Genomic DNA, 26397 nt, shown 5'->3' with positions numbered 1-26397 from the left:
CTCGGCACCCGCACCGTCATAACCGGGTTGTACAACCCGGTTATGACTGCCAGGATCCGTCTCATGCCTATCTACTCCGCGCCTGACGGAACCCGGCTCGCCTTCGACGTACACGGAGACGGATCCCCTGTCGTCTGCATCCCCGGCGGGCCCGCGGGCTCCCGCTGTCTCGGCGACCTCGGTGGCCTGTCCGCGTACCGGCAGCTCATCGTCCTGGACACCCGCGGCACCGGCCGGTCCGCGATTCCCGAAGACCCCTCCTCCTACCGGTGCGACCGCCTCGTCGAGGACGTCGAGGCCCTGCGCGAGCACCTCGGGCTCCGCCGGATGGACCTCCTCGGCCACTCGGGCGGTGCGAACGTCGCTGCGCGCTACGTGGCCCAGTACCCCGACCACGTCAGCAGGATCGCCCTGATCGGCCCCGGTACCCGCGCCGTCGGCATCGACGTTCCCGGTGAGATGCGACGTGAGCTCGCGCTGTCGCGCAAGGACGAGCCGTGGTTCCCGGCGGCGTTCGCCGCTCTGGAGGCGGTCACGAAGGGCACGGGCACCGACTGGGAGGCCATCAGCCCCTTCTTCTACGGCCGGTGGGACACCGCCGCCCAGCTCCACCGCGCCGCGAGTCAGCCGGAGAACCAGGAAGCCGTCATCGGCTTCGCGGCAGCGGGCGCCTTCGACCCGGAGGCCACTCGCGCCGCGCTCGTGAGCTGTGAGATGCCGGTGCTCCTGCTCACCGGAGAATTCGACATGAACAGCCCTCCGCAGGCGGTGGCCGAGTTCGCGGCGCTGTTTCGCGACGCGACGTTCGTCGTGCAGTCCGGCGCGGGCCACTATCCCTGGCTCGACGACGCCGGGCGGTTCGTGGCGAGCACAGCGGCGTTCCTGGGGTAGCGGCCTCCTGTCGTCGACGCGTGATCATCGGGACGTGTGACCAGCTCGAATCAGGTCACACGAGGTGCATGACGCGTTTCGTGGTGGTGGGCCTGCTGATGGCCTGCGCAGTGGGCGGTGTGCTGCTCGCCCTCCTGACGTCCCCGTGGTGGTGGCTCGCCGCGGCTCCTTTCCTGGCCGTGGCGCTGACCGGTGCGTACGACCTGGTGCAGAGGCGGCACTCCGTGCTGCGGAACTATCCCGTGCTCGGCCATCTGCGGTTCCTCATGGAAACGCTGCGCCCGGAGCTGCAGCAGTACTTCGTGGAGCGCAACTACGACGGCAGGCCCTACGACCGCGACACCCGCAGCATCGTCTATGAACGGGCCAAGGGGGTCGCCGCCGAGGAACCGTTCGGCAGCGAGCGCGACATGGACGCCCGCGGCTACGAGTTCCTCGTGCCGTCCATGGCGCCGGTGGCGGTGCCCGACGAGCCGCCCCGCGTCCGGATCGGCGGCCCCGACTGCACCGAGCCCTATGACATGGCTCTGCTCAATGTCTCCGCGATGAGCTTCGGCTCGCTCTCCTCCAACGCCATCGTGGCCCTGAACACGGGAGCGGCACGCGGCGGGTTCGCGCACGACACCGGCGAGGGCGGCCTGTCCACGCACCACCTGCGGCCCGGCGGCGACCTCGTCTGGGAGATCGGCACCGGCTACTTCGGCTGCCGCACCCGTGATGGGGAGTTCGACGCGCGGCAGTTCGCCGACAAGGCCGCCCACCCCTCCGTGCGCTGCGTGTCGCTCAAGCTGTCGCAGGGCGCGAAGCCGGGCATCGGGGGCGTCCTGCCCGGCAGCAAGGTCAACGCCGAGATCGCCTCGGTGCGGGGCGTACCCGAAGGCGAGACCGTCGTCTCACCGCCGTACCACCGTGTCTTCTCCACCCCGCGCGAACTCGTCCACTTCCTCGCCCGGATGCGGGAGCTGACGAACGGCAAACCGGTGGGCTTCAAACTCTGTCCCGGGTCCCGGACCCAGTTTCTCGCCGTGTGCAAAGCCATGGTGGAGGAGGAGATCACCCCGGACTTCATCGTCGTGGACGGTGCGGAGGGCGGCACGGGGGCGGCGCCGCTTGAGTTCGCCGACCACCTCGGCATGCCACTGCGGGAAGGTCTGTTCACCGTGCACAGCGCCCTGACCGGCACGGGCCTGCGGGAGAGGATTCGCCTCGGCGCCAGCGGCAAGGTGGCGACGGGCTCCGACATCGTCAAGCGCCTCCTCCTCGGCGCCGACTACACCAACGCCGCCCGCGCGATGATGTTCGCCGTCGGCTGCATCCAGGCCCAGCGCTGCCACACCAACCGCTGTCCGACCGGCGTCACCACCCAGGATCCGCGCCGTGCCCGCGCCCTCGACGTCGTCGACAAGGCCGCGCGCGTCGCGCGCTACCAACAGGCCACCGTGCACAGCGCGCTGCAGATCCTGGCCGCGATGGGCGTCCGCGACAGCGCGGACCTCGGCCCGCATCTCCTGCGCCGCCGCGAGGACCACGGCGAGTTCCGGTCCTACGCAGAGCTGTACGAGTGGCTGTCCCCCGGCGAACTGCTCACCGCGCCGCCCGAGAGCTGGGCCGCCGATTGGCGGGCAGCGGATCCGGACACCTTCACAGCCTGACGGCCATTCCCCTGCCGCCACCCCCGGCCGCTGAACGAAGACATACCTGTCAGCCGATCGACGAGAGGAACACCTGATGAGCCGCACCGTTGCCCGCGTGGTGATCGACGCCCTGGAAGAACTCGAAGTGCGCCATGTCTTCGGCGTGGTGGGGGACGCCCTGAATCCCTTCACCGACGCCATCCGCGACAGCAAGTCCGTCGAATGGGTGGGCTGCCGCCACGAGGAGGCGGCCTCCTTCGCCGCGGGCGCCCAGTCACAGCTCACCGACACCCTCGGGGTGTGCATGGGCACCGTGGGACCGGGCTCCGTGCACCTGCTGAATGGGTTGTACGACGCCGCCAAGAGTGGCACCCCGGTGCTCGCCATCGCGGGCCAGGTGCCACTCGCGGAGGTGGGTACCGACTACTTCCAGGAAGTCGACAACGACCTCCTCTTCCGTGACGTCGCCGTCTTCCGCGCCACCGTCACCTCCCCCGAGCAGATGCCCGGCCTGCTGGAGATCGCCGTACGCAACGCCATCGGACGTCGCGGTGTGGCCGTGCTGACGGTCCCCGGCGACATCGGTGACAAGGAGCTGCCGAACGACCGGCCCACCCGGCTGTCCGTCGCGGAGTCCGCCAACCGGCCCGACGATCCGGTGCTCGACGAGGCGGCCACCGCCCTCTCCGACGGCGGGAAGGTCACCATGCTCGTCGGCCGCGGAGCGCGCGGCGCCCGCGAGGACGTCCTCGCCCTCGCGGATCGCCTGGCGGCGCCCATGGTGCTCACGCTCAAGGCGAAGGAAGGCTTCGAGGGCGACAACCCCTACCAGGTCGGCCAGACGGGGCTGATCGGCAATCCGGCCGCCGCGCACGCGATGGACCACGCCGACACCCTGCTGCTGCTCGGCACCGACTTTCCGTACCGGGACTGGTATCCCGATGGCAAGAAGGTCGTCCAGGTCGACCGGATCGCAGAGCACATCGGCCGGCGCGTCCCGGTCGACGTGGCGCTCGCCGCCGATGTCGGCCCGACCGTGCGCGGTCTCCTGGACCGTCTCGAGCGGCGCTCGGAGCGCGCGCACCTGGACGGGGCCCGGGAGAAGTTCACCAAGTGGCAGGAGGGACAGCAGCGGCTTGCCTCGCCCGGACACGATCGCGGGCTGATCGGCAAGGTGCGTTCCGCCTTCGACAACCGGGATCACTTGGTACGTCCGGAAGCGCTGGCCTCGGCGGTGGATGCCCTGGCGGCCGACGACGCCGTGTTCACCTCGGACACCGGCATGGCCACCGTGTGGCTCTCGCGCTTCGTGGAGATGCGCGGCTCCCGTCGCCTGCTCGGCTCGTACAACCTCGGCTCGATGGCCAACGCGATGCCGCAGTCGATCGGCGCGCAGCTCCTGGACCCCGACCGGCAGGTTGTCGCCTTCTGCGGCGACGGCGGTCTGGGGATGCTCCTCGGCGACCTCATGACCATCCGCAGCCGGCAGCTGCCGGTGAAGCTCGTCGTCTTCGACAACCAGCGGCTCGGGATGGTGAAGCTCGAGCAGGAGGAGGCGGGGCTGCCGGAATTCGGCACCGAACTCGACAACCCGGACTTCGCGGCGGTCGCCGAGGCTCTCGGCATCACCGGCATCCGGGTGAGCCGGGCCGAGGATCTCGCCGAGGGCGTCGGCCGGGCCTTCGCCACGCCGGGGCCCGTCCTGCTGGACGTCCTCACCAACCCCGAGGAGATCGCCGTGCCCGGCAAGCCGACCGTCCAACAGGGCTGGGGGTTCGCCATCGCCAAGATCCGCGAGAACCTCACCAGCCCCGGCGGCCACTGAGAACCCGGCGGCCACCGGGAAACGGAGGCGTTCGTCGCGTATTGGCGGCGCCAAGTCGGGCACTCGGACAGTGTCCGGCGAAAGATCCACCCCCAGCCAGGAGGACCATGATGGAATAAATGGCCACACCGTGGGAAAAGCCGCAATATGGACTCGACGCCAGCACGCCGCCGAATCCGCCACGCCACAGACCGACTCTCGACAGAACAGCCCTTCGCAGCTGCAGGCCCAGGCCGTCGCGGCGCAGAGATATCACCCCACCGAAAGGCACTCGTACCTCATGAGCGACGTCACAGGTAAGGCGACCACCAATGACGCCGGTGCGCCGGTCGAAAGCGATGAGCACTCGCTCACCGTCGGCGCCGGCGGCCCCATCCTCCTGCAGGACTCCTATCTGATCGAACAGATGGCGCAGTTCAACCGGGAGCGGATTCCTGAGCGGCAGCCGCACGCCAAGGGCAGCGGCGCCTTCGGCCACTTCCAAGTCACCGGAGACGTCAGCTCGTACACGAAGGCCGCCCTCTTCCAGCCGGGCACCAACACTGACCTGGTGATCCGCTTCTCCACCGTGGCCGGTGAGCGCGGGAGCCCGGACACCTGGCGTGACCCGCGCGGATTCGCGGTGAAGTTCTACACCACCGAGGGCAACTACGACATGGTCGGGAACAACACCCCGGTCTTCTTCGTGAAGGACCCGATGAAGTTCCAGCACTTCATCCGGTCCCAGAAACGCAGGGCGGACAACAACCTCCGCGACCACGACATGCAGTGGGACTTCTGGACCCTCTCGCCCGAGTCCGCCCACCAGGTCACGTGGCTGATGGGCGACCGGGGCATCCCGCGCACCTGGCGCCACATGAACGGCTACACCTCGCACACCTACATGTGGATCAACGCGCAGGGCGAGCGGTTCTGGGTGAAGTACCACTTCAAGACCGACCAGGGCGTCGAGCACTTCACCCAGCACGAGGCCGACCAGATGGCCGCGGCCGACACGGATTACCACACCCGGGATCTCTTCGAGCACATCCGGGACGGGGAGTACCCCAGCTGGACGCTGTACGTGCAGATCATGCCGTACGAGGACGCGGCCACGTACCGCTTCAACCCGTTCGACCTGACCAAGGTCTGGCCGCACGGTGACTACCCGCTGGTCGAGGTCGGCAAGATGACCCTGGACCGCAACCCCACGGACAACCACGCCGAGATCGAGCAGGCGGCGTTCCAGCCGAACAACCTGGTCCCCGGCATCGGCCCGAGCCCCGACCGCATGCTGCTCGCGCGGCTGTTCTCCTACGCCGACGCGCACCGCTACCGCATCGGCGGCAACTACCAGCAGCTGCCGGTCAACGCCCCGATCGTGCCCGTCCACACGTACTCCAAGGACGGGGCCATGGCGATCCACAAGCGGCAGGATCCGGTCTACGCGCCGAACTCCAAGGGCGGCCCGGCGGCCGACACGGCCCGCTACGGCTCCCCTCCCAGCTGGTACGCGGACGGCGACATCACCCGCGCCGCCTACGTCGACCACGCGGAGGACGACGACTGGGGCCAGCCGGGCACCATGGTGCGCGAGGTTCTCGACGATGCCGCGCGCGACCGGCTCGTGGACAACGTCGTCGGACACCTCCTCAACGGAGTGACCGAGCCCGTGCTCGTCAGGGCCTTCGAGTACTGGTCGAACATCGACAAGTCCATCGGTGAGCGCATCGAGCAGGGAGTGCGCGCCAAGGCGAACGAGAAGGACCCCAAGGCCGCGGAGCAGGCCAATCCGGCTCGCAGCAGCATGCAGGACAAGGCCTGACCGATCCCGACCGACCCGCACTCGTCGGCCGCTGCCTGTGGGGGGCAGCGGCCGACGCGCGTGTGCGGGGCCCGGGGCCTGGGCAAGTGGGTCAGCTGTCCGATCACCCCTCCGGTACCGCGAAGTCGCACCAGACGGCCTTGCCCTCGCCTCGTGGCTCGATTCCCCAGCGTGAGGCGACCGCCTCCACCAGGAGCAGGCCTCGGCCGGAGGTGGCGGTCTCCACCGGGGACTTCTTGAGGGGGCGGGTGCTCGAGCGGTCCTTCACCCAGAGGCGGACGCGGCGAGGCGGGCCCGTGAGCACCTCGAGCGTGAGGATGGCGCCTCCGTCGGTGTGGACCAGGGCGTTGACGAGCAGCTCGCCCGCGGCCACTTCCACGTCGTCGGCGACCGCTCCAAGACCCCACGACGCGAGGTGTTCCCGCAGCGCCGCGCGTGCGTCGGCGAGTCCTTCGGGGTCGGCCTGGTGGACGTACCGGTGGATGCGCGGCTCCTGGAGCGTTCCGGGGTCGGGAAGCCGGCGCAGGACCAGGAGCGCCACGTCGTCGCTGCTGCCCCATCTCTCCCACAGGGCGCCGGAGAGGTGGTCCGCCAGGTCCTCGGCTCTCTCGGGGCCCCCGGACAGCACCTCGGCGAGGTTCTGCATCCCGGTGTCGAGGTCGAGGCCCGCGTCCTCCACGAGCCCGTCCGTGCACAGCACCATGGTCTCGCCCGGCACGAGGTCGAGGCGCACCTCGGGGTAGTCCTCCATGCCGAACTCGGTGGCAAGCCCCAGCGGCAGCCCGCCGCGGACCCGTGGCACGCCCACGCGGCCGTCCACATGCCGCACCAGAGGCGGCAGATGTCCGGCCCGCACGGCGCGCACGATGCCGGTGGCGGGATCGAACTGGGCATAGGTGCAGGTGGCGAAGCGCTCGGTGTCCAGCTCGGCCAGGAAGCGGGAGGCGCGTGAGAGCACCGTCGCGGGTGGGTGCCCCTCGCCGGCGAAGGCCCGCAGGGCGATGCGAAGCTGCCCCATGATGGCCGCGGCGTGGGTGTCGTGCCCTTGTACGTCGCCGACGACCACGCCGATGCGTCCACGGGGCAGGGTGATGACGTCGTAGAAATCGCCTCCTACGTCGCGACCGCCCCAGGCGGCGTGATAGCGCACGGCGACCTCGGCGTCCGCGACGTCGGGGATCCCGCGCGGCAACATCGTGGCCTGCAGACTCTTGGCGAGGTCCCGTTCCTCGTCGAACAGCATGGCGCGCTGCAGGGACTGGGCGACGATGCCGGAAAGCCCGATGCACAGGTTGCGGTCCGCGTCGGTGAAATCCTTCCGGCCGCGGTAGAAGAGCGCGAGTCCTCCGATGGCGCGGTCCTGCGCGACGAGCGGCAGGAACGCCGCGGAGTCGAGCTCCATGTGCTCGATGTAGGGCCCGAGGCGGGTGAAGCGCAGGCCCAGGTCGGGCAGCGACCCCACGAAGCGGGGTTGCCGGGTCAGGACGGCCTCGGCAAGCGGCAGCGATTCGTCGACCTTGTGCAGCTTGAGTTCGTCGAGGGCCTGCATCGTCTGGCCGACCAGAGCGATCAGCTTCAGGTTCTCGCCCTCGACCAGGCCGAGGACCAGGCCGTCGGCAGCGAACCGGTCGAGGCCGCTCGCGCCGGACAGCACGGCCACCACGTCGTCGACGGTGACGGCCCTCGAGAGGGCCTGCGTGGTGCCCTGCACCATCAGGGCGACGCCCTGCCGACGCTCCTCCCTGGGGTCGGTGGCCGCGAGCTGGGCCCCGTCGCCGGAGGCCGTCCGCACGATTCCGACAGCGCGCACGGCGCGGCCCGCGTCGTCGCGCAGGATGCGTCCACGGACGTGTGTGAGGTGCACCGAGCCGTCGCGGTGACGGACACGGAAGTAGACGCCGTAGAGGTCGGCGCCCGTGGTGTCCGCCTCCGTGACGGCGAAGCTGATGCGCACGGCCTCCTCGGGGGGCACTCGTCCCCGCAAGGAGGTGACCCGGCCGTGGAACTCGTCGGGACGCAGATCGAGCACCGTCAGGGCACTGGCATCGAGCCCCAGCTCACCGCTCTCCAGGTCCCAGTCGAAACTGCCCATGCCGGTCAGGAGCAGGCACTGTTCCAGGTCGATGGATGACTTCTTGGCTGACGTCATGGCTGTCTCCGTATGCCGCTCGGTCACCATAAGCGCCAGGAGCCCCGAGCGCGCGGCCGTCTCGTCCTCTCAAAAGTGGACATCGCCCTTCCGGTGATCTCTCCGAGCAACGGGGTAACCGGGTGTTCCGCGGCCCCGACGGCCGCGGGCGAGAGCACAGGGCGCAGGCGCGTCCTCGGGAAGGAGCAGACGTGGTGAAGGGCAGCAGAACGATGGCAGCCGTGGTCACCGGGGCGGCGTTAGTGGCCCTGTCAGGGTGCGGTGGCGACGACTCGGGCGAGGGCTCGGGGGACAAGCCGTTCGCGGGCAAGAGCGCCGATCAGATCGCGGCCGACGCGGTCAAGGCCACGGAGCAGGCCGACTCGATGCACATGAAGGGAACCGTGCAGCAGTCGGCGGGTACCACGATGACCGTCGACCTGTCGGTGGACAACAGCAAGAACTGCGACGGCAGCTTCCGGGCGGAGGGCGCCTCGGCTGACGTCCGGAACACGAAGGGGACGTTCTACCTGCGGGGCGACGAGAAGTACTGGCAGCAGACGCTCAAGGGCCAGGCCGGTGGCGACAAGATCGTGCCGAAGGTGGCCGACAAGTGGGTGAAGGCACCCGCCGACGACACGACGACGAAGAGCCTGTGCGACAAGAAGGCACTCATGGCTTCCATGGACGAGGACAAGTCGGAACGCAAGGGAATGAAGAAGGGCTCGACGGCTGACGTCGACGGCACCGAGACGATCCGGCTGACGAAGAAGACCTCCGGCGGCGAGACCCTCACCATGTACGTGGCCACCGAGGGCAAGCCGTACATCCTGCGCACGACGTCGACGGGCGGCGAGAAACCCAACACCGCCACCTTCAGCGACTACGGGAAGTCGGTCAGCCCCGAGGCGCCCGCGCCCGGCGAGACCGTCGATCTCAAGAAGCTGGCCGCATCCGCCCAGAAGGCGTGACACCCGATCGGCCGAGTGACGTTCTCGCATGGCCCGCCCCGTGAGGGGTACCGGAGTGCCATGCCTCACCGGCCCGGAGAATCCGTGGCCACTCCCCCGTCCAGAAAGAGGTGCGTATGTCCGCGTCCCTGCTCGAGTCCGTCGACGTCCGGGCGCCGGTTTCCGTCGCCTGGGAGCTGTGGAGCGATGTGACCCACTGGCCCGCGTTCCTCAGCCACGTTCGGCTGGTCGAGCCGATGGACGAGCGACGCTTCGCGTGGCAGCTGGAACTGCCCGGCGCGGAGAAGAACTTCGTCGCCGAGCTCACCGAGGTGGTGCCCGAGAACCGGATCGCCTGGCACACCATCGAGGGTGTGGACCACGCCGGTGTGGTGACCTTTCACCGCCTCAGCGACACGACGAGCCGGGTGACGCTCCAGATCGAGTACGACCCCAAGGGCTTCGTCGAACACCTCGGCGCTCTCACCAATCTCGACTCCACCCTGGCCAACTACGACCTGGGTGAGTTCCAGAAACTCGCCGAGAAGACGGCGAAGACGGCAGGGTAGCCCCCTGGCGGGACCCACTGACGGGAGGGCGCCGGGCCCGCTTCCACGGAAGCGGGCCCGGCGCCCTCCCGTTGTGCCGCGTCGTCGCGCCGTGTGTCAGGCCGCGTCGCTGTGCTGCTCGGCGGCCGACGCTCGGTGACGTTCCGCGCGCCCGTGCCCGTGGACGAGGCGAAGGTGGCGTACGCGCCGATCGGTTCTCGGCCACGCTTCCCCGTTCATCCCGTCCTCGATGCGGTCCATGGCGATGATCAGGAGCCCCATGACCGGCAGGAGCAAAAGAGCGACAACTAGCATCGGCTGCGTCCTCCTCGCGGCTTCTCTCCTCGCCTGCCCCTGACTGACATGCTCACGGTCCCGAAGTTATGGAGAGACTGCGAAGCTCTCTTCACATCTCCTGAGCGGAGTGACCTTGGTCCTGTGGTCGATGACCTTGGTCCCGTGTGCGGGGCCCCCGAACGGACAGTGGTCCCAGTGTCGGACGGCGGGGCACACTCCGCCACTCGCACAAGGGAAAGGAACAACCTCGTGGGCATCATCGCCTGGATCCTGATCGGTCTTATCGCGGGGGCCATCGCCAAGGCCCTCACTCCTGGCAAGGACCCGGGAGGCTGCCTGGTGACGATGTTGATCGGCATCGTGGGCGGGCTGCTCGGCGGCTGGCTGGGCAAGGTGGTCTTCGGCGTCCACTCGATCAACGGGTTCTTCCACCTGTCGACCTGGCTCGCCGCCGTCATCGGCTCGGTGATCGTCCTGATCATCTACCGCCTGCTCACGGGAGCGCGGAGCCGCTAGGACCGCGCTCCCGTCACGCGACGTCGGCGACCCGCCATTCGGATTAGCTCGCATGTTCGAATCATTCGATACACTGGCCGCATGGCAACGCACCAGCTCCAGGGATCGCTCTTCGATCAGAGCGATGACGTGCGCCTTGGCCCCCTGGAAGGAATCCGTAGAACGGCCCTCGGCGACGGCGCGTGGACAGACCTCCTGCCGGGCTGGCTCAGCGGCGCCGACGCCCTGTTCGAACGGCTGGCCGCGGACGTCCCGTGGAAGGCGGAGCGCCGGCAGATGTACGAACGGGTCGTGGACGTCCCGCGCCTGCTCGCCTTCTACCGCGCCGGCGAACCGCTCCCCCACGCCGTGCTAGACGAGGCCCGACAGGCCCTCTCCGCCTACTACGCCTCCGAGCTCGGCGAGGCCTTCACGACGGCCGGCCTGTGCCACTACCGCGACGGGCGCGACAGCGTGGCCTGGCACGGCGACCGTATCGGCCGGGGCGCCCGCGAGGACACGATGGTCGCCATCCTCTCCGTGGGGGCGCCTCGCGATCTGCTGCTGCGCCCGCGCGGCGGCGGAGAGGTCGTCCGACGGCCGCTCGGGCACGGCGACCTGATCGTGATGGGCGGCTCCTGCCAGCGCACCTGGGAACACGCCATCCCCAAGTCGACCCGGGCCGCCGGTGGACGCATCAGCATCCAGTTCCGGCCGCACGGCGTGCGGTGACCGATCACCCGTCGTCGTACGGAAGCGGCGGCGTGCGACGAGCCCGCCGCGTGCGCTACAGTTGATCTTGCGTCTGCGGCCAGGAACTCCTGGCAACGGACCCGGCGTTGGTCGTCCAAGGAAAGACGCCCCGCTTCCTGCGGGGAAATGCAGGTGCAAGGCCTGCCCAGCGCTCACAGCAAGCCCCGGTCCCTCGTGCGGGACCGGGGTTTTTTCTGCCCTCAGAACCGAGCCCGCCCCAGGTGGGTGGCGGCTGACTCCGCCAGGGTCCGGATCGCCGGGTGCCAGGGGCGGGCGCGGGGCCCTGTCAGTACGAGAGTGCGGGACATCTCGGGGTTCAGGGGCAGCAAGGTCAGGTCGGGTGGGAGCAGGGAACGGGAGACCTCCGACAGGATGGTCACCCCGATGCCTTCCCGCACCATGCTGATCAGCGTCGTCACGTCGCGCACTCGGTGGGCGGGAGTGAAGCGCAGCCCGGCCCGCGTGTGGATCGTACGGATGCGCTCCTCGCAGTTGTTGGGCGATATCAGGAACCGGTCGTCCGCCAAGTCCCCGATGTCCAGGCGCGGTTCATCCGCCAGGGGGTGGTCACGGGGCAGCACGGCCCGGTAGTGGTCCTCGGCCAGGTGGATGCCGGGACCGGGCGGCGGATCGATCACGATGGCCGCGTCGGCCACACCGGCCGCCAGCCAGGCGGACACTTCCGTGCTGTCGCCCTCGAAGGCCCGTACCGTGACCCGCGGTTGGTCATCGGCCCAGAGCCGGAGCAGGCCCGGGATCAGCCCCTGGCAGACCGTCGGCGTGCAGGCAAGGCGCACCGTACCGGTCATCGTCTCGGCGGCTTCGGCCGCGATCCGCTCCACGGACCTGGCCGCCGACAGGGCGCTACGGGCGTGCGGCAGGATCCGCTCCCCCAGCGCCGTGGTCCGTACCGGCGTGGCACGGACCAGCAGCGGTGCCGTCAGCTCACGTTCGAGGGATGCGACGGCGTGCGACACCGCGGACTGGCTCATGCCCAGCTCGTCGGCGGCCGCGCTGAAACCGCCCGCCTCGACTACGGCGATGAAGGCCCTCAGCTGGGGCAGATTCACGGTCATGCGGCGGCCTCATAGAGCTATGACTTCGGTGCGTTGGATCCATCGTCGCAGGTTGGCGAGGGTTGCTCCGTGCCGCCGACTCCGGCCGGCACCCGCCGAGCGCGTACCGAGGAGAGCCATGCCGTACATCCGCGTCACCGTCACCGACGCCGACCTCCCCACCGCCACGCAGCGCACCCTTGCCGAGGGTCTCACCGGCCTCGCGGTGTCTGCGCTCGGCAAATCCCGTGCGCGGACCATCGTCCACATCGACGTGGTTCCCGCCGCGCGCTACTTCGTCGACGGCAAGCCGCTGACCGGCGGGCTCGACGCGCACGTCGAGGTCAGCATCACCCTCGGCACCAACAGCGCCGCGGAGAAGGCGGCCTTCATCGCCGAGGCAGATCGACTCCTGACGGACGTCCTCGGGCCGCTCGCCCGGTCCGGGGTCGCGCTGCACGAACTGCATCCCGAGAGCTACGGCTACAACGGGGTGACCCAGTTCGACTACTACCGTCGGGCCGCCGCCGCCGCGGCACCCAGTACCGCGGGGGTCGGGCCGTCGGGGCGGACGGTGATGCTGTAGGCGGCCCCTTCCGGGGTGGAGCGGAAGCGCGGGGTGTGGGCGGGCAGCAGGTGTTCGAGGAGGACGGTCGACTCCCGGAGGGCGAACTGCAGGCCCAGGCATGCCCGGGGCCCGATACCGAACGGGAAGTAGCTTCCCGGGTGGGCCGGGCGTCGCCCGGGGGCCGTGAAGCGCGCCGGGTCGAACCGGCCCGGGGCGTACCAGAGTTCGGGGTCCCGGTGTGTGAGGTAGGGACAGACCAGTACGTCGGTGCCCGCCTCGATCTCGTACCCGGCGAGGATGTCGTCCTGCGCCGCGCAGCGCGGCAGTATCCAGGCGGACGGGTAGAACCGCAGCACTTCGTGGACGAGCGCCTGGATGGCCTGCCGTCGCTCGGGCGAGCCATCGGCGCCCGCGGCGAGAGCATTTGCCCGCGCCTCCGGGTTGCGGTCCAGCAGGAGGTAGAGCCAGGTCAGGGTCGTTGCGGTGGTCTCGTGCCCGGCGACGAGCAGGGTGACCAGCTCGTCGCGGATCAGCCCGTCGGTGTACTCGGGACGCGTTTCGGCCGCGCCGAGCAGGACGTGCAGCAGGCCGGGACCATCGGGTCCGGCCGCGTTGTCGCGCGCCGCCGCGATGGCGTGGCTCGCCACCGCGTCGATGCCGGCCAGCTCGGCGGCGACCGCTCCTCGGGCGGTGGCGCTGTCGGCGGGCAGTTCGGGCATGGCGGCCACCACGGCGGGCACGGCGGCCAGTTCACGCTCCGTCGCCGGGTCGAGAGGGTGGCCGGTCAGGGAACGCCAGATGGTGTCCAGGGCGAAGCGGCGCATCTCGTCGCCGACGTCGAAGACCTGCCCGGTGCGAGCGTACCCGGCCCAGCGCGCCGCCGAGGTCCGGGCGGCATCCGTGATCCGCTGCTCGTAGCGGCGCATGCCCCGGCCGGTGAACTGGGCCTGCAGCAGCCGCCGTTGACGCTGCCACGCCTCACCCGTCGCGGCCAGGACTCCGTCACCGATCAGCATGCGGGCACGGTGCGAACGCTTCACGTACCGGTCGGGATGGAGCGCGAGTACGTGCTGCACGGCATCCGGGTCGGTGATCAGGACAGTCGGACGCGGGCCGAGCCGGAAGGCGGCGACGCCGCCGAGGTGCTCGCGCGCCCGAGTGAGGAGATCGATGAGTTCCCCTCCGCCGGCCTGCCACTGTGAGACCTGGGCAGGGTCGAGCTCGGGGACGCGGCGGGTGGCCACAGGGCTGCTCCTGATCGGCGGGTGTACGTCGTCGGCTGTACGTCGTCGGCTGTACGTCGTCATCAAGGACGGGCTGGCGACACGCACTGTAGGCGAGCCGTAGCGGCACGCAACAGGGCGCCTCACGCCCGCACTTGGAGAGCCGAAGGACCGGGCCCCTGGTTGGGGGCCCGGCCCTCGCGACGCCGGACGGTCAGACGCGGTCTGCCGCGATCAGGACGTACTGGAAAGAGCCGTCCTTGTACGAGTTGATGAATGCCTCCTCGATGCCGGTGACCAGCGACGACGTGGCCCGCAACTCCCAGTAGGGCAAGGTCGCGGGCGTCAGGTCGATGACAGCCTGCGGTACGAGACGGTTGTCGGCCATGGCGCGCAGGTACTCCCGGCGGGAGTGGATGTTGCACTCGAAGTGCGCGTTGATCTGGGAGACCCACTTCGAGGGCTGGCCGTACCGCGGGTTCCAGCAGCCGGTGATGGTCACATAGCGGCCGCCGACCTCGAGGACGCGCGCGTGCTCGGCGAAGAGGTCGTGCAGATCGACGTACATGCTCGACTCGTTGTTCCACGAGCCGGCGGCCTGCCCGGTCTCGAAGGGCATGTCGAGCATGTTGCACACGCGGGCGCGGACGTGGTCCTGGATGCGGAGTTCCTGGGCGCGCTGGTTGGCGAAGTCGGCCTGCTTGGCCGACAGGGTGACACCCTCGACCTTGCATCCGAAGCGCTGGTGGGCCATCACCATCGAGCCGCCGCGCCCGCACCCCGCGTCCACGAGCGTGTCGTCTCGCCCGAGGGAGCCGAGATTGTCCAGGAGGACTTCGGCCTGCGCCGACTCCAGGCGGTGGAGCTCGCTGATCAGTTTCTTCTCGTGCTCGCTGTCGCCCGCGTCCCCCAGGGCCGTGTGGTCGACGTCCCCGATGCCGTAATGGTGGTGGTAGAGCCCGTCGACATCGCCGAGGCGCAGATTCACGGGCCGCGCCTCGTTGTTCCAGTAGCGCGCGATGTCGCCCTGGTAGGGCGTCGCCGGGGCGGGGACGAACGCGGAGGCACCGCTGACGGTGGTGAGTTCAGTGCTGGTCACAGATGATTCCGTCCTTACCAGAAATCGGGCAGGCTGTAGCGGTAGGTGTTGGTCTGGTGCCAGTAGTGGTTGCCGTCGACCCACACGGCCACGCCTCGCAGGAAGCGCAGCACGCTCGGGATGGGACACGCGGCGGCCAGGGCGGCGGCTTCGGTCTCGAAGTCGCGCATGAGGTCGTTGTGGACCTCGACCGCCTTGAGATAGCCCTCCCGGTCGGAGACGTCCTCGCGATCGGCGATCACCACGGGCAGGTTCAGGTGCCTGCCGGGACTGGCGAGTTCCTTGGTGTACGAATACAGGTCGTTGACGATGGTGCTGGCGTTCCCGGCGAGCGCGATGACCCGCTGCATCTCGGGCCGGGCGTGCAGGTCCGCGGGCAGTTCGTAGCCCCCGACGCTGTCGGTGATGGCGGGGCACGGCCGGAAGTTGTTGAACTGCCGCATCGCCAGGTACTCCCACACCTCGGGGGTGTGGTCCGTCTGGGCCCAGGCGGCCTCCGCGAGATACCCCAGGTGCAGTCGCGCCATGTCGTGCCGGAAGCGGTCGGCCTGGGAGGGGGTGGCCTGTCGGACGAAGTACTCCATGGCGGAGCGGTAGGCACGCCGCGGGGCGTCCGCGTGGAGCGACTCCGCCCACCGCGGCTGGTACTCCTTCGTGGCGTGCAGGGGGTCGAGCGCGGTGTGGGCCAGAAGAAGGCGCCCCCCGAGGCCGATGGGCGAGCCGCCGTGGTCTTCGCAGTAGCAGTCGTCGACCGCGTTCTCGGCGACCATGAGCCGGGTGGCGACCATCAGGTGGTCGACGGTCGGGGCGTCCGGATGGCAGGCGACCATGTAGCGTCCGACCAGGAAGCCGTCGAACTGGCCTTCCCACTCATCGGGGTACAACTCGACCTCGTCCACCGCCCAGTCCTTGATTCTGCGGCTGACCTCCTCCACGCGGGCGGGGTCGGGCTCCGGAACGGGGTGGTAGTAGAGGCCCGGGATCTGAAGGGCCTCCGTCGGCGCCTCGGTCTCGGGCTCGGCCTCGCGCTCCGGCGGCTTCGGATCATCGTGCCGACCCAGGTGGAGGCCCGCCGTGCCCAGACCGCTGGGGCCGCGCAGAATGCGTTCCAGGGCAGGGATCGCGGGCGGGCTCGACGGCAGAGGGGAAGACCCGGGTTCGGGCATCCGTGGCTCCTTGGTGAGATGGGTGTGCTCGCCCGGATCCGGGCATGGTCGCCAGGCCCGGGGCGGTCCGGGCTGTCGTGACCGTCCGGCGGATCCTCCGGGCGGGCTGCGAGAGCGATCAGGCAGGCCTACGAGGATCACGCGGGCCTGCGCGCGACTACGCGGGCCTGCGCGCGATCTGCACGTTCTCCAGCACGCCGAGGGCGTTGGGCACCAGGATGGCGGCGGAGTAATAGGTGCTGACCAGGTACGAGGTGATGGCCTGCTCGCTGATGCCCATGAAGCGCACCGACAGACCCGGCTCGTACTCGTCCGGCAGTCCGGTCTGGTGCAGACCGACGACGCCTTGGTTGTCCTCGCCGATGCGCATGGCGAGGATCGAGCTGGTCTGTTCCTTGGTGATGGGAATCTTGTTGCAGGGCAGGATCGGGACCCCGCGCCAGGCCGGTGCCTGCTGCCCGCCGAGGTCGACGTGATCGGGGTAGATCCCGCGGGAGTTGAGCTCACGCCCGATCGCCGCGATCGTCCTGGGATGGGCGAGGAAGAGCTTGGTACCGCGGCGGCGGCAGAGCAGCTCGTCGAGGTCGTCCGGGGTCGGCGGCCCCGAGTGCGGCTGGATCCGCTGCTTGAAGTCGGCGTTGTGGAGCAGGCCGAAATCGCGGTTGTTGATCATCTCGTGTTCCTGGCGCTCCCGCAGCGCCTCGACGGTGAGCCTGAGTTGCTCCTCCATCTGGTTCATCGGCCCGTTGTAGAGGTCGGTGACCCTTGTGTGCACCCGCAGGATGGTCTGGGCGGCGGAGAGTTCGTACTGGCGCGGCTTGAGTTCGTAGTCGACGAAGGCGCCGGGCAGCGCGACCTCGCCGGCATGACCGGCCGACATCGCGATCTCGGCCTCACCGTACTTGTTCTGGCGTTGCCGGGGGAGCCTGCTGAACTCGTCGACGTGGGAACGGAGGTTGGGCGCCGATGACAGCACGGAGGCGAAGTCGGCACGGGACAGGGTGAGCAGGGTGCCGGAGGTCTCGGCGGTGGCGGTGCTGTCCCATCGGGCGTCGGCGTCCAGAAGGGCGTTCTCCCCGAAGCGGTCACCGTCGGCGAGCACGGCCAGGCCGACCTCGTCCCCGTACTGACCCACGGAGTTCTGGTTGATCCTGCCGTGGGCGATCAGGTGGAGCTCCCCCGCCGGGGTGCCGCGCTCGACCAGCACCTCTCCGGCGCGGAAGTCACGTTGGACGCACCGGCCGGCGATCTCGGTCAGCACCTCCACGTCGTCGAAGCCGCGCAGGAGGGCCAGTTCGCCGAGTTCCCGGGGGATCACCCGGACGTCCGCGCCGTCCTGGACGAACTCGATGCGCCCGTCGCCGACGGTGTAGCTCAGGCGGCGGTTCACGCGATAGGTGCCGCCCTTGGTCTCCACCCAGGGAAGCATCCGCAGCAGCCAGCGAGAGGTGATCTCCTGCATCTGCGGGGCGGACTTGGTCGTGGTGGCGAGGTTGCGGGCGGCCGTGGTGCCGAGGCTGGACTGCCGGGGTGGCTCCAGCTGCGCTTCCGGGCTGGTCTCAACGGTCATCGGGTGAGGTCTCCTTCGCAGGGGGTGGTAACCGGCATAGGCACGCCAACCGGCGAAAGTGGAAGTAGAGGGGTAATCTCAGGGATTTCGTCCAGATCCAGAGACCATTTAACGGCTGTTGCGCCCACCTCGCCCGATAAGACCGGCGGCAGCACTCGAAGCAGTGATCTTGCTCAGCGCGGGGTTTATCTGAACAACCCACAGGGTTCTGGCCACTTGGCCGAGAGGGTGCTCGCCTCACGCATCCGCCGCCACTCCAGCACTATGTGATGGCACGTCAGGCCGTCGCGCCGGGAATGCGGCGGCGAATGTCCTCCAGTAGGTTCCGCATCGCCACGCGGAAGATCTCGGCCTGGTGCTCGCCGAGGAAGGAGGTGTGTCCGAACACCTCCAGAACCACGAGTCCATGCAAATGTCCCCACGCGCTCAGATAAAGAGCGGTGGCGGGGGGCGGCAGGTGCCCCCCGCCGAAGTGCGCCAGCTGTTCCAGGTGTCCCCTCAGCGCGGGCGAGAGCGAGGGTGCCTCGGCCGCGGCGAGCTGCTCCGCGCTGAGCCCGTGGAACAGCTCGCGCTCGAAGATGGTGCTCATCCTGCGCATCGCCAGGGTGGTCGGGCCCTCGGCGGGCGCCGCGTAGCCCCGCAGTGGCGTTCCGTACAGCAGCTGGAAGTGCTCGGGCCGGTCGATGGCCCACCGGCGGTAGCCCTCGGCCGCGACGACCAGGCGCGGCGGGTCCGAGTCGTCCGCCGGGGTGTCGACGGCGGCCTGCACGGCATCGGCCAGGTCGACGTACGCCTTGGTGACGAGCGCGGTGACAAGCGCGTCGCGGCTCGGAAAGTAGTGGTAGAGCGCCTGCACGGTCATCTGGAGGCTGCGGGCGACCGCTCGCAGGGACAGCGCCGCGGGCCCGTGTTCGGTGATGTGGTGCTCGGCGGCGTCCAGGATCTCGCGCGTGGCGGCGGCACGGCGCCGCTCGCGCAGGGAGGGTGCGGCCATGGCGTGTTCCTCCGCGGGTGTGCGGTGACCGGACGACGATCACCCGTGTGGGCAGCCGGAGTTGCAGGGTGTGAAGAAAATCTAACACTGCCAAATTTCTTGGTGTCTCACTAACGTCGATCGCGGCGACGAAGAGTGCGACACCGCACGCGTCCTGAGCTCAACTCCGGCCGCTCCGCGCCGCATTCACCGTATGAACATCGAGACCATGTGGGACACCAAAGGAGACAGCGCGTGTTTGAACGCATAGCTGAACTGGCGATACGTCGGTCCCGGCTGATACTCATCGTCGCCGCGGTCGCTGTGGCCCTCATGGGTGTCCTGGGTGCCGGCGCCTTCGGCAAGTTGCAGGACGGCGGTTTCAACGACCCGGCGTCCGAGTCCTCCCGGGCCAGGGAGGCCATCGACGAGAAGTTCGGCGGCGAGACGAACCTGGTGCTCCTCGTCCGTGCCCCCGAAGGCCGCATCGACGCTCCGGCCGCCAAGAAGAGCGGCCAGGACCTGGTGTCCGACCTCAAGGACGAGCGGGATCTGGAGAACGTGGTCTCGTACTGGGACACGAACAGCCCCGACCTCCGCTCCAAGGACGGCCGCGAGGCCGTCGTGCTCGCCCGGGTGAAGGGTGCCGAGAAGGAGCGTCAGGACAACGCCAACGGCGTCATCGACGACTACGCCGGCACGTACAAGGGCGGGCTCACGGTCAGGGCCGGAGGCACCACCGGCGTGAGCCATGAGATGGGCCCGCAGATCGGCAAGGACCTCGTCCTGGCGGAGTCCATCGCCGTGCCGCTGATCCTCCTGCTGCTCCTGGTCGTCTTCGGCACCGTGGTCTCCGCGCTCCTTCCGCTGGCCATCGCGCTCATCGGCATCGTGGGGGTGTTCGCACAGCTCTCCCTGCTCGGCGGTGTCACCGACGTCTCCATCTTCGCGATCAACCTGACCACGGCTCTCGGGCTCGGACTCGGCGTCGACTACGGCCTGTTGATGATCAGCCGGTTCCGGGAGCAACTCGCGTCGGGGGCGAGTGTGGAGGACGCCGTCCGGACGACGATGAGCACAGCGGGCCGCACGGTCGCGTTCTCCGCGGCGACCGTGGCAGCCGCTCTCGCTGCGCTCATGGTGTTCCCGCAGTACTTCCTGCGCTCGTTCGGGTACTCCGGAGTCGGTGTCGTCGTCATCGCGGCCCTCGCCACCCTGTTCGTGATGCCGGCCCTGCTGACCGTGCTCGGGCACCGGGTCAACAGCGGGCGGATGCCGTGGGCGAAGCCGGGGCGCCCGCGATCGGGGGCACCCGTGTGGGGCCGACTCGCCCGCACCGTCATGCGGCGGCCCGCGCTCACCGCGCTGCCCGTGCTCGCCATCCTGCTGCTCGCGGCGAGCCCGCTCCTGGGCATCACCTTCGGCACGCCGGACGAGCGCGTGCTGCCCGAGGGCGCCGAGAGCCGCCAGGTCTCGACGGCACTGCGGGAGAATTTCAACGGCAACGACGCCTCTGCCCTGCACGTCGTCATCGAAAAGGCCGTGGACAAGGGACCGTTGGGGACTTACGCGGCCGAGCTCTCCAAGCTCGAGGGCGTCGCCCGCGTCGAGGCCAGCACGGGGGTCTACGCCGACGGACAGTCCAAGACGACGGGCCCCGGCAACGCGGCGCTCGGCCGCCCCGCCGCGCAGCAGCTCAACGTGGTGAGCACCCTGACACCGAAGTCGGAGAAGGCCCAGAGTCTGGTCGAGGAGGTCAGGGCGGCCGCACCGCCCTCCGGGACACAACCGCTGGTGGGCGGCGCCGAGGCCGAGATGCTCGACTCGAACGACTCCATCGGCAGCAAACTCCCCCTCGCCATAGGCCTGATCGCCGTCACCACCTTCCTGCTGCTGTTCCTGTTCACCGGCAGCATCGTGCATCCGCTGCGTGCGCTGGTCCTCAACATGATCAGCCTGGGCGCGACCCTCGGGGTCATGACCTGGATCTTCCAGGACGGCCATCTCTCCTCGCTGCTCGGCTTCACCCCGCAGCCGATGGAGACGTCGATGACCGTGCTGATGTTCTGCGTCGCCTTCGGCCTCTCGATGGACTACGAGGTCTTCGTCACCAGCCGGATCAAGGAACACCACGAGCTCGGCGAGGACAACGAGTCCGCCGTGGCCAACGGCCTCGGGCACACCGGGCGCATCGTCAGCGCGGCGGCCTTCCTGCTCGCGGTGAGCTTCTTCGCGTTCGGTGTCGCCAAGATCAGCTTCCTGCAGCTGTTCGGCCTGGGCAGCGGCCTCGCCATCCTCATCGACGCCCTCGCCGTTCGCGGCGTGCTCCTGCCGGCCGCGATGCGTCTGCTCGGCCGCTCGGCCTGGTACGCGCCCGGCTTCCTGCGCACGTTCCACGCACGGTTCGGCCTCAGCGAAGGAGGCCCGGCGCCCGCGCCCACCGTCGCGACGGAGCCCGCGGCCGAGTCGCCCTATGTGAGGAACTAGAGGCAAGCCCGGCACCCGCGGGCCGTCCGCCACAGGAACACCCCGCTCGCCCTCGGCCACGGCCGGGAGCGAGCGGGGCGCGCGTGGTTCAGGACAGGTACGCCTCCACCTCGCTGAACTGCGCCGCGGGCCAGCCCGTGTTGGCCGTGACGCGCAGCCGCAGGTGACGGATGTCGGGAGCGGAGGCGGGCAGGGTGACGGTCACCTTGTTGCCGCTCGCCGGGTCGAAGCGGTAGTCCTTCGACTCGGCCAGCGTGCTGAAGGTGGCACCGTCGGCGCTGCCCTGGACGGACAGCGTCTGGGTCCTGGCCGCCCAGACAGCCGGCGGCGGCAGTTTCAGGACGAGTCTGCGCACCGCTTCGGTCTTGCCGAGGTCGACGGTGATCGACTGCGGGAAGGCCTGGTTGGTGGACTCCCAGTACGTCGCCGCGTCGCCGTCGACGGCCTTGGCGGGCGTGTAGACGTCGGCGGAGCCGGTCGCGGTGGCCGGACGGCTCTGGGCGAGGTTGCGGTCCGGATCGGGGCCGGGGTTGCCGCCGCCGCGCTCCGGCCAGGTCGAGCAGTCGTCCCAGGTGCTGTCCCAGCCGGAGTTGCCGCCGCCGTCGGTGAGGGTGAAGGTGCCGGACCCTGCCGGGTAGGGGCAGTTGTAGATTCCGGCCGCGCCCACCCCGGTGGCCTTGACGTTCGACATCTTCACGGCGCCGGGAGTCTCGGCCTGGACGACGACCGTGCCCACCTTGTCGATGGTTGTGCGGTCGATGTTGACGTTCTTCACTGCCTTGCCCGTTCCGCCGCCCGACACGAACTCGTACGCGCTCCAGGGACTGTCGGTGATCGTCGTGTCGGTGATGTTCACCGTGGCCTCGATGGCGCTGTCGTAGGCGTCCACGCGCAGCGCGCCCATCGGGTGCTGCCAGTTGGGGTTCATGGCACCGGTGCGCACGAGGGTGTTCCCGGATACGGTGATGGTGCCGGCCAGCGGGAAGAACGGGTCGAGGAACTTCTGGTTGGAGATGGCGATGCCGCTGCCCAGGGCGTTGGTGTCGAGGATGAGGTTGTCCTTGACGGTGATGTCGCGGCCGCCGTAGATGGCGATGCCGTTGGCGAGATTGGGCTGCGAGATGGTGTTGCCGGCGAAGGTCGAGTCGCTGTTGGTGGTGTTGAGCGACCACATGGCCAGGGCGTCGTCGCCGGTGTTGCGCAGGAAGTTGTCGCGTACGTTGACGCCCCTGGCCGTGCCGTTGAGGTTGAGGCCGTCGGCGGTCATGTCGAGGATGCGGTTCTTCTCCACGACCAGGTTGTCGTTGTTGCCCGTCAGCCAGAGGCCGACCTTGAGGTGCTGCAGCCACATGCCGGAGACGGTGGAGTTCGGCCCGAGTGAACCGTTGACGAAGTTGTCGGGGCTGCTGTCGACCCGCTCGGTGACCTCGCCGATCACCGCGAAGTCGTGCAGGCCCACCTTGCCGTTGGGTGCGCTCGACTGGTCGATGAAGCGTGAACTACGCACGACGGAATGCCAGTTGCCCGCCCCGCGGATCGTGACGTTGTCGACGTTGTTGAGCGACTGGGTGAGCTTGTACTCGCCCGGCGGAATCCAGACGGTGCCGCCCTTGGCCGCCGCGATGGTCTCGCGGAAGGCCTGCGTCGAGTCGCCCTGGCCGGTGGGGTCGGCGCCCTTGTCGGTGACCGAGAGAGCTCCCGACGGCTTGGCCGCGGCAACCGCGACCTGCTCGAAGTCCGCCACGTCGACCGTGACTTGGGTGGACGTGGCCTCCAGTTTCACCTTGTCGCCGGACTGCAGGTTCTGACCGAGCTGCAGCCGTGCGTTGTCGAGGAGGTGGTGGGTCTTGGAGCCCGCGATCCAGGAGGTGTCGACGTAGCTGTACTTCGACGTGACGGGCAGCGTCTTGGAGATCTTCTGTCCGTTGACGTACACGGACATGGAGCCCGACTGGCCGTCGGGAACGTTGTAGGCGACGTTCAGCGCGTTCGCCGCCTTGGCGAGCGTGAACTCCACGCTCTGGCCGGCCGCGAGACGCACCGCCTGCCGACCGGAGGCCTCGGAGGCGACCGTGCCCTGGGTGTAGTCGGGGCCGATCTTGGTGCCGTTCGTGGTCGCGCTCTCCGCCTCCATGGAGGTGAAGGGCAAGGTGGCGCCCGCTGCCGCATCGGCGGCCTGCGCGCCGGTGACCGTGAGGCCGGTGACGAGGGTGCCGACGAGGCCCGCGGTGGCCACAGCGGCGGACCACTTGCGCGTGGTTCTCGTTCTTGTAGTGCTCCTGTCATGTCTGGTCATGGAGTGGTGCACCTTCCTTGTGAGTGGGGAGGTCAGTGCTCGGTCCGGGGTGCGGCCCCCGCTGTCAGAGGCGCAGCCAGACCGCCGTGTCCTGCGGCAGACGGCGTGCCTTGTCCAGGGGGCCGCTGGCCAGCAGGAGGCGTGTGTGGGCGGGGAGTTCGCACGGCGTGGGGGCGAGGTTGACGACGCAGGCCAGGCCCGGTTCGCGTACGAAGGCCAGCACACCCTCGGCGGCCGGCAGCCAGGTCAACGGGCCGTCGCCGAAACCCGGTTCGATGCGGCGCAGGCGCAGGGCGGCGCGGTAGAGCGTGAGCATGGAGCGGGGGTCCGCCGCCTGCAGGTCGGCGGCGTACGAGGGCCAGCCCTCGGGTTGGGGCAGCCACGGGCCGGTCATCGACCCGAAGCCCGCGTGCGGTTCGGCGGCCGTCCAGGGCAGGGGAACCCGGCAGCCGTCGCGGCCGGGGTCGGTGCCGCCGGAGCGGAAGTGCATGGGGTCCTGGATGCGGTCGCGGGGGATGTCGGCCTCGGGCAGGCCCAGTTCGTCGCCCTGGTAGACGTAGACCGCGCCGGGCAGGGCGAAGGCCAGGAGGGCGGCGGCTCGTGCGCGGCGGGTGCCGAGCGCCAGGTCGGTGGGGGTGCCGAACACCTTCGTGGCGAAGTCGAAGCCGGTGTCGTCGCGCCCGTAGCGGGTGACCGTGCGAGTCACGTCGTGGTTGCACAGCACCCAGGTCGCGGGTGCGCCGACCGGTGCGTGCTCCGCGAGGGTCGCCTCGATGGACGTGCGCAGCTGCTTCGGTTCCCAAGGGCACGACAGGAAAGAGAAGTTGAAGGCGGTGTGCATCTCGTCGGGGCGCAGATAGCGGGCGAAGCGTTCGGCGTCGGGGAGCCAGACCTCTCCGACGAAGACGCCCGCGTACTCGTCGGCGACGGCCCGCCACGAGCGGTAGATGTCATGGAGTTCGTCGCGGTCGATGAAGGGGTGCGGGTCGACTCCCTCGGTGAAGTCCGGCAGGGCGGGGTCCTTGGCGGGGAGGGCGGCGGAATCGATCCGTACGCCTGCCACTCCCCTCTCGAACCAGAACCGCAGGACGTCCTCGTGCTCCTCGCGGACCGCCGGGTGGGCCCAGTTGAGGTCGGGCTGCTCGGGGGCGAAGAGGTGGAGGTACCACTCGCCGTCCCCGACACGGGTCCAGGTCGACGCGGTGGCGGAGAACTGGGACGGCCAGTCGTTGGGTGGCAGTTCGCCGTGTGCGCCGCGGCCGGGGCGGAAGTGGAAGAGTTCGCGTTCGGGGGCGCCGGGGCCTGCGGCCAGGGCCGCCTTGAACCATATGTGCTGGTCGGAGACGTGGTTGGGGACGATGTCGACGATGGTGCGGATGCCGAGCGCCCGGGCCTCGGCGATCAGCTTCTCGGCCTCGGCGACGGTGCCGAAGGCCGGGTCGATGACGCGGTAGTCGGCGACGTCGTAGCCTCCGTCGACCATGGGCGAGAGGTACCAGGGGCTGAACCACAGGGCGTCGACGCCGAGTTCGGCGAGGTAGGGCAGCTTGGCGCGGACGCCCGCGAGGTCGCCGGTGCCGTCGCCGTCACCGTCCGCGAAGCTGCGTACGTACACCTGGTAGATGACGGCCGAGCGCCACCAGGAGGCATCGGTCGGGGAGGTGACTGCCACGTGAGGGTTCCTTTCGGGCAGGTGGGACCCCGTCGCCGTGGCTCGGTGCGGTGGCGGGGTGTGTGGGGTGGGCCCTGAGCGTCAGCCCTTGAGGCTGCCTGCGGTCAGGCCGCTCATGATGTTGCGCTGGAAGATCAGGAAGATGATCAGGGTCGGCAGCGAGGCGATGGCGAGGGCGGCGAGGAGCCAGTTCTCGGAGACGCTGGCGGCCAGGGAGTAGATGCCGACGTTGACGGTCTGCTTGGCGGGGTCGGGCAGGGTGAGCATCGGCCAGAGGAAGTCCTTCCAGACCGCGACCACCGCGAAGATGGACACGACGCCGAGGATCGGCCGGGACAGCGGCAGGACCACGGAGCGCAGGGTGCGCAGGGACGAGGCGCCGTCGATGGCGGCGGCGTCGAGGAGCTCGCGCGGGATGGAGTCGAAGAACCGTTTGAGCAGGAAGATGTTGAAGGCGTTGGTGACCGACGGGAGCCAGATCGCCCAGGGCGAGTTGATGAGGTTGCGCTCCACGACCGGCACGTCAAGGACGGTCAGGTACTGCGGTACGACCAGGACGGTGGCCGGGATCATCAGGGTGAGCAGCATCGCGCCGAGGATCGCCTTGCCGAAGACGGGCCGCAGCTTGGAGAGCGAGTAGGCGGCGGCCACGTCGAAGATGAGCTGGAATGCGAGCGCGCCGAACGCGTAGTACAGGGTGTTGAACAGGAGTCTGGCGAGGTCCATCACGCCCCAGGCGTCCGCGTAGTTCTGCGGATGGACGGCGTCGGGGATCAGGCTGGGCGGTGTCTGTGCGAATTCCTGCGGAGACTTGAGGCCGCTGGTGACCATCCAGTACAGCGGGCCGATGAAGACCAGGGTGAAGAGGACCGTCACCACGGTGAAGGCCGTCCAGTACAGGAACTTGCCGCGCGGGCGGGCGAGTTGGGCCGGGGAGATCAGGGTGCGTGTGCTCATGTCCGT

The 26397-nt window shown here is 69.4% G+C and carries 21 protein-coding genes; 10 read left to right on the top strand and 11 right to left on the bottom strand.

What is annotated here, in order from left to right; all coding sequences use genetic code 11:
* The first annotated feature begins 63 nt into the window (after nucleotides 1-63).
* The 4 genes from ACZ5WE_RS19540 to ACZ5WE_RS19525 all read left to right on the top strand — a co-directional run bounded on the left by ACZ5WE_RS19540 (nucleotide 64) and on the right by ACZ5WE_RS19525 (nucleotide 6154).
* Nucleotides 64-891 (top strand): alpha/beta fold hydrolase, encoded by an 828-nt coding sequence (locus ACZ5WE_RS19540; RefSeq protein WP_467693869.1) that lies wholly within the window; start codon nucleotides 64-66, stop codon nucleotides 889-891.
* 68 nt (nucleotides 892-959) lie between these two features.
* Nucleotides 960-2543 (top strand): FMN-binding glutamate synthase family protein, encoded by a 1584-nt coding sequence (locus ACZ5WE_RS19535; protein ID WP_467693871.1) that lies wholly within the window; start codon nucleotides 960-962, stop codon nucleotides 2541-2543.
* Between the two features lie 76 nt (nucleotides 2544-2619).
* A complete protein-coding gene (locus tag ACZ5WE_RS19530) occupies nucleotides 2620-4350 on the top strand; it encodes a thiamine pyrophosphate-dependent enzyme (RefSeq protein ID WP_467693873.1) in 1731 nt (576 codons plus the stop codon).
* Nucleotides 4351-4630: 280 nt separating this feature from the next.
* Nucleotides 4631-6154 carry a catalase gene (locus ACZ5WE_RS19525; protein ID WP_467693874.1) on the top strand — a complete coding sequence of 508 codons (1524 nt, stop codon included), beginning with the start codon at nucleotides 4631-4633 and terminating at the stop codon, nucleotides 6152-6154.
* Between the two features lie 103 nt (nucleotides 6155-6257).
* Here ACZ5WE_RS19525 and ACZ5WE_RS19520 read toward each other — a convergent pair whose 3' ends face one another.
* Nucleotides 6258-8303, bottom strand: a complete 2046-nt coding sequence (locus tag ACZ5WE_RS19520; RefSeq protein ID WP_467693876.1) for a SpoIIE family protein phosphatase — start codon at nucleotides 8301-8303, stop codon at nucleotides 6258-6260.
* A gap of 194 nt (nucleotides 8304-8497) precedes the next feature.
* On the opposite strand from ACZ5WE_RS19520, the gene ACZ5WE_RS19515 reads away from it, so the two are divergent.
* Together ACZ5WE_RS19515 and ACZ5WE_RS19510 are read left to right on the top strand one after the other, a co-directional pair.
* Nucleotides 8498-9253 carry a hypothetical protein gene (locus ACZ5WE_RS19515; protein ID WP_467693878.1) on the top strand — a complete coding sequence of 252 codons (756 nt, stop codon included), beginning with the start codon at nucleotides 8498-8500 and terminating at the stop codon, nucleotides 9251-9253.
* Between the two features lie 116 nt (nucleotides 9254-9369).
* The gene (locus ACZ5WE_RS19510) at nucleotides 9370-9801 is read left to right on the top strand and encodes an SRPBCC family protein (RefSeq protein ID WP_467693880.1); all 432 of its coding nucleotides are present in this window, start codon (nucleotides 9370-9372) and stop codon (nucleotides 9799-9801) included.
* Between the two features lie 96 nt (nucleotides 9802-9897).
* Here ACZ5WE_RS19510 and ACZ5WE_RS19505 read toward each other — a convergent pair whose 3' ends face one another.
* A complete protein-coding gene (locus ACZ5WE_RS19505; RefSeq protein WP_467693882.1) occupies nucleotides 9898-10095 on the bottom strand; it encodes a hypothetical protein in 198 nt (65 codons plus the stop codon).
* 231 nt (nucleotides 10096-10326) lie between these two features.
* On the opposite strand from ACZ5WE_RS19505, the gene ACZ5WE_RS19500 reads away from it, so the two are divergent.
* Nucleotides 10327-10593 (top strand): GlsB/YeaQ/YmgE family stress response membrane protein, encoded by a 267-nt coding sequence (locus ACZ5WE_RS19500; protein ID WP_467693884.1) that lies wholly within the window; start codon nucleotides 10327-10329, stop codon nucleotides 10591-10593.
* Nucleotides 10594-10674: 81 nt separating this feature from the next.
* A complete protein-coding gene (locus ACZ5WE_RS19495; RefSeq protein ID WP_467693886.1) occupies nucleotides 10675-11304 on the top strand; it encodes an alpha-ketoglutarate-dependent dioxygenase AlkB in 630 nt (209 codons plus the stop codon).
* Nucleotides 11305-11525: 221 nt separating this feature from the next.
* Here the strand turns inward: ACZ5WE_RS19495 and ACZ5WE_RS19490 are convergent, their stop codons facing one another.
* The gene (locus tag ACZ5WE_RS19490) at nucleotides 11526-12401 is read right to left on the bottom strand and encodes a LysR family transcriptional regulator (RefSeq protein ID WP_467693888.1); all 876 of its coding nucleotides are present in this window, start codon (nucleotides 12399-12401) and stop codon (nucleotides 11526-11528) included.
* A gap of 118 nt (nucleotides 12402-12519) precedes the next feature.
* Here ACZ5WE_RS19490 and ACZ5WE_RS19485 point away from each other — a divergent pair, with 118 nt between their 5' ends.
* The gene (locus tag ACZ5WE_RS19485) at nucleotides 12520-12966 is read left to right on the top strand and encodes a tautomerase family protein (RefSeq protein WP_467693890.1); all 447 of its coding nucleotides are present in this window, start codon (nucleotides 12520-12522) and stop codon (nucleotides 12964-12966) included.
* On the opposite strand, the gene ACZ5WE_RS19480 is transcribed toward ACZ5WE_RS19485, so the two are convergent.
* The 5 genes from ACZ5WE_RS19480 to ACZ5WE_RS19460 all read right to left on the bottom strand — a co-directional run bounded on the left by ACZ5WE_RS19480 (nucleotide 12891) and on the right by ACZ5WE_RS19460 (nucleotide 19000).
* Nucleotides 12891-14192, bottom strand: coding sequence for a cytochrome P450 (locus ACZ5WE_RS19480; RefSeq protein WP_467693892.1), 1302 nt, complete (start codon nucleotides 14190-14192; stop codon nucleotides 12891-12893). The two genes, ACZ5WE_RS19485 and ACZ5WE_RS19480, sit on opposite strands and share 76 nt — an antisense overlap.
* Before the next feature lie 193 nt (nucleotides 14193-14385).
* The gene (locus ACZ5WE_RS19475; RefSeq protein WP_467693894.1) at nucleotides 14386-15270 is read right to left on the bottom strand and encodes a geranyl diphosphate 2-C-methyltransferase; all 885 of its coding nucleotides are present in this window, start codon (nucleotides 15268-15270) and stop codon (nucleotides 14386-14388) included.
* 14 nt (nucleotides 15271-15284) lie between these two features.
* Nucleotides 15285-16562 carry a family 2 encapsulin nanocompartment cargo protein terpene cyclase gene (locus ACZ5WE_RS19470; RefSeq protein WP_467693966.1) on the bottom strand — a complete coding sequence of 426 codons (1278 nt, stop codon included), beginning with the start codon at nucleotides 16560-16562 and terminating at the stop codon, nucleotides 15285-15287.
* A 31-nt stretch (nucleotides 16563-16593) separates the two neighbouring features.
* Nucleotides 16594-18006, bottom strand: a complete 1413-nt coding sequence (locus ACZ5WE_RS19465) for a family 2B encapsulin nanocompartment shell protein (protein WP_467693896.1) — start codon at nucleotides 18004-18006, stop codon at nucleotides 16594-16596.
* Nucleotides 18007-18283: 277 nt separating this feature from the next.
* Complete coding sequence (locus tag ACZ5WE_RS19460) at nucleotides 18284-19000, bottom strand: TetR/AcrR family transcriptional regulator (RefSeq protein WP_467693897.1); 717 nt, start codon at nucleotides 18998-19000, stop codon at nucleotides 18284-18286.
* 234 nt (nucleotides 19001-19234) lie between these two features.
* Here ACZ5WE_RS19460 and ACZ5WE_RS19455 point away from each other — a divergent pair, with 234 nt between their 5' ends.
* Nucleotides 19235-21466 (top strand): MMPL family transporter, encoded by a 2232-nt coding sequence (locus tag ACZ5WE_RS19455; protein WP_467693899.1) that lies wholly within the window; start codon nucleotides 19235-19237, stop codon nucleotides 21464-21466.
* Between the two features lie 88 nt (nucleotides 21467-21554).
* Here the strand turns inward: ACZ5WE_RS19455 and ACZ5WE_RS19450 are convergent, their stop codons facing one another.
* The 3 genes from ACZ5WE_RS19450 to ACZ5WE_RS19440 form a co-directional block, all read right to left on the bottom strand.
* Complete coding sequence (locus ACZ5WE_RS19450) at nucleotides 21555-23762, bottom strand: discoidin domain-containing protein (protein ID WP_467693900.1); 2208 nt, start codon at nucleotides 23760-23762, stop codon at nucleotides 21555-21557.
* 64 nt (nucleotides 23763-23826) lie between these two features.
* Nucleotides 23827-25434: a glycoside hydrolase family 13 protein gene (locus ACZ5WE_RS19445; protein WP_467693902.1), complete on the bottom strand. Its 1608-nt coding sequence runs from the start codon at nucleotides 25432-25434 to the stop codon at nucleotides 23827-23829.
* Nucleotides 25435-25515: 81 nt separating this feature from the next.
* On the bottom strand, nucleotides 25516-26391 hold the full coding sequence (locus ACZ5WE_RS19440) for a carbohydrate ABC transporter permease (protein ID WP_467693904.1): 876 nt from the start codon (nucleotides 26389-26391) through the stop codon (nucleotides 25516-25518).
* Nucleotides 26392-26397 lie beyond the last annotated feature (6 nt).

This window comes from Streptomyces sp. NPDC033180 (assembly GCF_055577645.1).
This window is presented reverse-complemented; position numbering and strand designations above follow the sequence as displayed.